The organism is Sphingobacterium sp. UBA7249, from assembly GCF_002472835.1.
Lineage (GTDB): Bacteria > Bacteroidota > Bacteroidia > Sphingobacteriales > Sphingobacteriaceae > Sphingobacterium > Sphingobacterium prati.
Genome location: NZ_DKST01000013.1, coordinates 304,171 through 310,468 on the forward strand (window position 1 = coordinate 304,171; position 6,298 = coordinate 310,468).

Sequence of the window (6,298 nt, forward strand, 5' to 3'; positions counted from 1 at the left end):
TATTGTTTTAATCTACTAAAGACAAATTATTACGCCTAAAACACTATCAGATGTATTGAAAATCGTGGTTTAATCCGCAAATAATCGTATCTTTACTTCAAAAGTAAAAAACCAATTACTTATAAAAAAATGGTAAAGAACCGGTAAAATACCGAACACATTTAAATTTGTCAGAATATGAGTATTGCATTCCAAGAAGAAAAAATACACGAAGGAAAAAACGTAAAAAGAATTCGTGAAATAATGGGATTAAAACAAGATGCCTTGGGTCAAAAGTGTGTGAGTAAACTTGATCAAAGACGTATTTCTGAATACGAAAATATGTGGACTATTCCAGAACCAACTTTGCAGGAATTGGCAGATGCTTTAGGGGTAACTGTCGAATTTATTCGGGCGTTTAATGAAGAGAAAGCAATTTTCAATATTCAAAACAATAACACATTTGATGTTCGTGAGAGTTCCTTCGGGCTCAGTAACCAGCCAAACATCACTTACAATAATATTGATAAAGTAGAAGCACTTTTGGGAAAACTCGTTCAGGACGATGCCATTAAAACTCAAGCAATTTTGGATTTGACTAAAGTGGTTTCTGATTTGGCGGAAGAGGTTAAAAGGTTGAAAGTAAAATAGAATCAATTAACCTAATAATGAAAAAACCGACAATTAAGAGACTAAATAGATTTACAACTCTTCCTATATTGTTGGATCTATTACAACGCAAAAAGTTAACTCTACTGAATCCACAGCTTTGGGAAGACAAAAATGATGCTGAAGTTATTTTAGAGTATAAAAAGAGAAAGAAAGTTAGAAATCTTTTTGCGATATGCATGTCCCATGCCGATGAAACTATTCATAATTGGAAAGCATTTTCACAAGGTTCAAGTGGATGTGTAATTGAATTCAACGCGATAGCATTATTCGAAATTTTAGATAATATTCCGAATTTAAGACATCAGGCAGTAGTTTACAGAAAACTTGGAGATATCGAAAAAAAAGATAGCATCATCGATATTGAGGAAATGCCCTTTACAAAGAGGTGGCCTTATAGGTGTGAAGAGGAGTATAGAATAATCGCTGTATCAAACAACATGAATGACACCTTTCTAGAAATTGACATCCCATTAGATATAATCAACAAAATCACGATAAGTCAACAAATGCCTGACACAATATACAAGACGATCAAAGATCATCTCAAAGGACTTAAAGGTAATCCAGAAAGTAGAATAAACAGATCCACTTTGTATGAAAACAAACGTTGGATCAATAGATTTAAAAAGATATAAAGAGTAATCTATTGCAGCCGACTTGAGAGCGAGATAGAAACAGAAGCTTAAAAAGTAACGCCATTTTAAAAGAAGAACCTATCTTATCACCTTTCGTATTTCAAATAATTTAATGAATTATACTATTTTATGGATCAAATCTCCACCTCTTTAATTATGATCTTAGGAAAAGTTGTCTCGTCTTTATTTGATTATGGACTTAGTTTCGGATGGGGTAAGATATTTAAAGGTAAGTCTGATACTTGCAGGAAGAAATTAGAAGATATTCTTAAAGAAACAATTACTGAATTCGAAAAAAAACATTACAGAGCAGTTGTCGATGGAAAATTTCCATTTTATCACTCTCAGATTCTTTTAGAAGATATTTTGAAATTACGATTGTTCAAAAACGAGTCACAACAGGAAATAATACACAAAATCAACGGTGTACTAAAAACTAATGATAATATTCAACAACCTTCAGAAGAAGAAATTTCATCATTTTACGCAATTCTCATAAAAAATTTGAATAGTGATGCTGAATTCAAGAAAATAGAAATTGACACCCATTATAAAGAGATAATTTTTCAGACTTACGATCAAGTCAAAATACTTAGAGATGAACTCAAAGCGATAAATATTGATGAGATAGGATTACTAAAACGAGAATACGAAACACAGGTAGATGACATCTATGAGGAAATCAAGCTTTTACGCTTCTCTACTGGATTAAAGAAACTCAAAAAATTAGAAATCCGTATTAAATCCAATATAAAAGCAAGTAGCAAATTAATCCTTTCAAGAGTAGAGTTTGTTAAGGCAATTTGCCACGACCATATCGATGAAAATGATTTAGCGAAAGAATGCTATATTAAAGCATACTTATTAAATAATGATGATATAAAGAATATCGAAATTGCTTGTTGGGTATATTTCAAACAAAACGATAATACTTTTAAAACTTTATTAAACCAGCTTGAACTAATCGATCCATTTAATCCTTATGCTTGGGCGATTAAAGCAATAAATGCAGATAAAGTAGAGGAATACATACAGCAAACCCCTCTCCTTATACGAGAGGATTTCCGATATAAAAGAAACATATATAACTACCTGATTTATCACAACACTTATAAAATAAAAGAAATAGAGTTTCTCTTCAATAATATCCAATACGATATTCCGAACGAAGTAACATATGATAATTTAAATGATCTAATCTTTCTAGCAAACATATACTTTTCTAGATTTGTCAATACAGTGCACATTGACTTTGTTAGACAAACAGAAGTAACCGATCAATCGAAGCATTTGTATGATATTTTGGAAAAATTGAACGCTGTTAAATTTCAATCAGAATTAGGACCATCGTTTAACCAACTATGCTTAACCTATACTTGGCTTAAGAGTGAAATGTATTTTAATCAAGTCAGTGTCAATGAACTAATTAAAACTTATAAAGAAGTTGAGAAGCCAGACAAAATGTTTGCTCTTTTTATTGCGAACTCTTTGCAAAAGAGAGGAGATGTAGACGCTGCGCTGAAATTAATAGAGGAATATGACGAAGATGAAATATTATTGTCGCTAAAACTATTTTGTCAACCTAATTTTGAAACAGCTAAAAGAGTGGCAGAAAAATATTTAAGCTCAATACAGGGCATCGACAAAAACAATGTCGCTAATATTTGTGCTTTTTTAGAATCTATAGTAAAACAAAAGATCTACTCTAAAGAAGAATTACTATCCGTAATACATTCAAAAGAATGCAGCACCGAACATTTCAGGGAATTATTGTTATTATTGACGGAAACTTATTCAAACGAAGAAAAAGTAAAACTTGAAAATATACTAACCCTTAAGGAATATTTGGCTGATTATGATTATTTAAATATCTTCATCGCTATATTGCTGTATAATAACAATTATTATCAAGAATCCGTAGAATTTGTATTACCTCAAATCAATGATATTGAAAAACCAGATCTGGGTGCATTAAAAATTTTAATATATGCAATCAATGATTTAAGAACTGAACATCAAGAAAAGTTACCAAGGTTATTACGTTTATGGAGAGAAAATTTTGAGCCCAATCCACAATTTCTCTCTATGGAAATAATGTTATACACACATTTAAAAAAATGGGACAAAATTAAAGAAATAAATAAATTTGCCCTGAATACTCTACCAAATAACGAGTATTTTTTCACATCATATATAGACAGCCTTTCCCAAACCAAGGATTATGTCAACTTGGCCAATATAGTTGATGATATTGTGAATTTCAATTTCGAATATCTTGAAAATGCGATTTTCGTTAGTGACTTATTAATTCGAAATAAACATTTTAATGAGGGTTTTGATTTATTATATCGATATGCTAATGAAAAAACAAACATAAAAGCAAGATGGCATTTCTTTCAAATATCTACGATATACCATGACAATCCTATTTTTCACGAGTATCAGACTGTCCACCCTGAGTGCTTTGTAAAGTTCCGAGTAAATGGTACATCGCAAACTAAATTCATTTCTAACGTGGAGGCTACTGATGATTTGACACAATCACTTATTAATAAAAAGAAGGGCGATTCATTCACAATTATCAAAAAATTATCAGGAAAGATTGTAAGTATCAATATTGAGCGTATCATAAATAAATACGTCAATCTTCTGCTTGAAATCCAAGAAGAGTTCAAAAATCCTGCTTCGGATTATCCTGTAGAGGTGATAAATTTCAAAGCAGGAGACATTGACTCTTTCAAACATGAGTTAATCACCACCTTTGGTATTAAAAACGACCTTAACAAAATAAAATTAAAAAAAAACTTAGAGGAGTATTTCCAATACCAATCACCTTTTTTTGGAATTGTTGCTGCAAACTTTGACGAAGATCAAATAGCAACCTACTATACATTGATATCGAAAGACTCGAATGGCTTTATGGTCAACCCTCAAAAGTTAGATATCAGAAAATTAGATATTGAGAACACCTCGTTAGTTTTAGACTTCACATCTGGATTATTATTATTCGAATTAACGAAATCTAGTAATATCGAATTTAAGCAAAAATTTATCGTCGGACAATCCTTAATTGATCATATTGAATCATTAATTTACAAGACCAAAACAAATACGTCGAATTTATCAGTAGATATAAGAGGAGACGGTATCATACCGTTTTATAAACCAGAAAACTTCACTATCAACAGAATCAAATTCCTAACTGAAGTACACAATTGGTTCACGAGCACATGTAAAGTTGAAATCCCTCTAGAAAAAGTAAACTATTCACTAGAACTTCACAAGCAAAACCAATATGAGAAGGGCATGAACCTACTGATAGAGACCTCTCTTTTGGCCAACAGACCAAATCATATCCTGTTAAGTGATGATTTGGTATATACTCAACATCTTAATATGTCAAATAGGCAAATTTCAACAGACCATTTTTTAGTAACTTTCTATACTGAAAAAAGAAAAGAGATATTTAGTCATTTGATTCAGAATAGATATATAGGTATAAATTTTTATTCAAGTGATTTATACAATTGCTACATAGAAAAAAATCATTTAGAAAAAACTCATGTATATGAATTTTGTATAAGGAACCTAGAAGTATTCTACATGCTTAATGCAAAGGGATGTAACTCAATTATTCTTGATTTTCTTAAAAAGATGGCAACAAACCCAATTTATAATGAACAAATACTTGAAATCGAGGCGCGAAACATCTTTACACGTTGCTTGAGTTTAAATATATCTAAAGAAATATTAACAGATTTGGCTTTAAAGACTACTCGCCTGTTCAAGTTGTTACCTACTTATTTCGACGCTTTGCGTAGAGCTATTGACGATAGTATAGAGATTGTTGATAATAACTAAAAAAATGCCAATGAAAGAACAGGGAGAATCTATATATCAGATTTGGGGATAGGCTCAAATTAGAAAGAGGTTTTTAAGATTTTAATCCAATGACACAGTTGGTGTTACACTCCCTAAATGCTATCGAAATTCGGGATTTCCTTGATTGTTATTTCAATCAAAAAATGACTTTTTTGTCTGAAATAACAGACACACAATAAGTAACTTGTGGGATTTACACACATCGTTTCACTTATTTAACTGACAGTCAATCCAATAATTTTGATCCCTAATTCGCTCTCTGCTTGGGTCATACATATCATCGACTTCCTCCCATAATGGAGTTTTATTTGATAAAGCATTAATCACTTGAATTGGGGTACGACCCATTAGAGAACTATGGGATCTAAGCCAATTATAATAAAATTGCCATTGTGATAGTAGGTTTGGTAGGTCGGGACCTTTGATATCAACTGTGGAATAAAATTCATCAAGATCGGTTCGCTGTGTTCTTTCTACCTTTCCATTGAGATGTGGAGAGCCTGGTTTAATAGGCCGAAATTTAATACCCCATTCCATTAATCTATCTTGAACGGAATAAGCAAAAAACTCTTTTCCTCTATCAGTTTGAATGCGCTGTATCCCAAATGGCATCTGTTCCAGCACTGTATCAAGAAATTTCAGAGTGTTGGTAGCGGTACGCCTTGGAAATAATTGAAGTACTTTAAATCTGCTACAATCATCTATCGCTGTATATTGATAAATGCCTGGAGCTATTTTACAAACGTCCATTTGTACGCGATCACCCGGTATTGGTCGGTTATAGCGCGTTTGTCTTTTACGGTAGTATCGCTTAAGTTTTAAATACTGTTTATTATTCTTTTTAAGAATCTTATGAACAGTTGCCGTTGAGATTGAGACCCCATATAAACGTTTCATCTCACTAGCAATACTACGATGCCCTAAATTGCGGTTTGTCCTTAACTCCAAAATTCTCTGTTCGTCCTCTTTTGTTATTCTATGGTGGATTTTATGTGGTCTTCTACTAAGTTCACTTAGACCATCAATACCAGATTCTTTAAATCGTTTAACCCATTTTCTCAGTGTCGGCCTAGTTATGCCGCACCTTAGACATACAACCCCTGCATTACTGCATATTCCGCACTATACTA

The 6,298-nt window shown here is 32.0% G+C and carries 3 protein-coding genes and 1 pseudogene; 3 read left to right on the plus strand and 1 reads right to left on the minus strand.

Features of this window, described 5'->3' with window-relative positions; all coding sequences use genetic code 11:
- Positions 1–177 precede the first annotated feature (177 nt).
- The 3 genes from B4A24_RS10230 to B4A24_RS10240 all read left to right on the plus strand — a co-directional run bounded on the left by B4A24_RS10230 (position 178) and on the right by B4A24_RS10240 (position 5,147).
- Positions 178–630: a helix-turn-helix domain-containing protein gene (locus tag B4A24_RS10230; protein ID WP_293944714.1), complete on the plus strand. Its 453-nt coding sequence runs from the start codon at positions 178–180 to the stop codon at positions 628–630.
- Positions 631–647: 17 nt separating this feature from the next.
- Entirely contained in the window at positions 648–1,286 is a 639-nt protein-coding gene (locus B4A24_RS10235; RefSeq protein WP_293944715.1) for a hypothetical protein, read from the plus strand.
- Positions 1,287–1,442: 156 nt separating this feature from the next.
- Positions 1,443–5,147, plus strand: coding sequence for a PIN domain-containing protein (locus B4A24_RS10240; protein WP_293944716.1), 3,705 nt, complete (start codon positions 1,443–1,445; stop codon positions 5,145–5,147).
- Positions 5,148–5,361: 214 nt separating this feature from the next.
- Here B4A24_RS10240 and B4A24_RS10245 read toward each other — a convergent pair.
- Positions 5,362–6,284, minus strand: a pseudogene (locus B4A24_RS10245) (IS481 family transposase).
- Between the last annotated feature and the right edge of the window lie 14 nt (positions 6,285–6,298).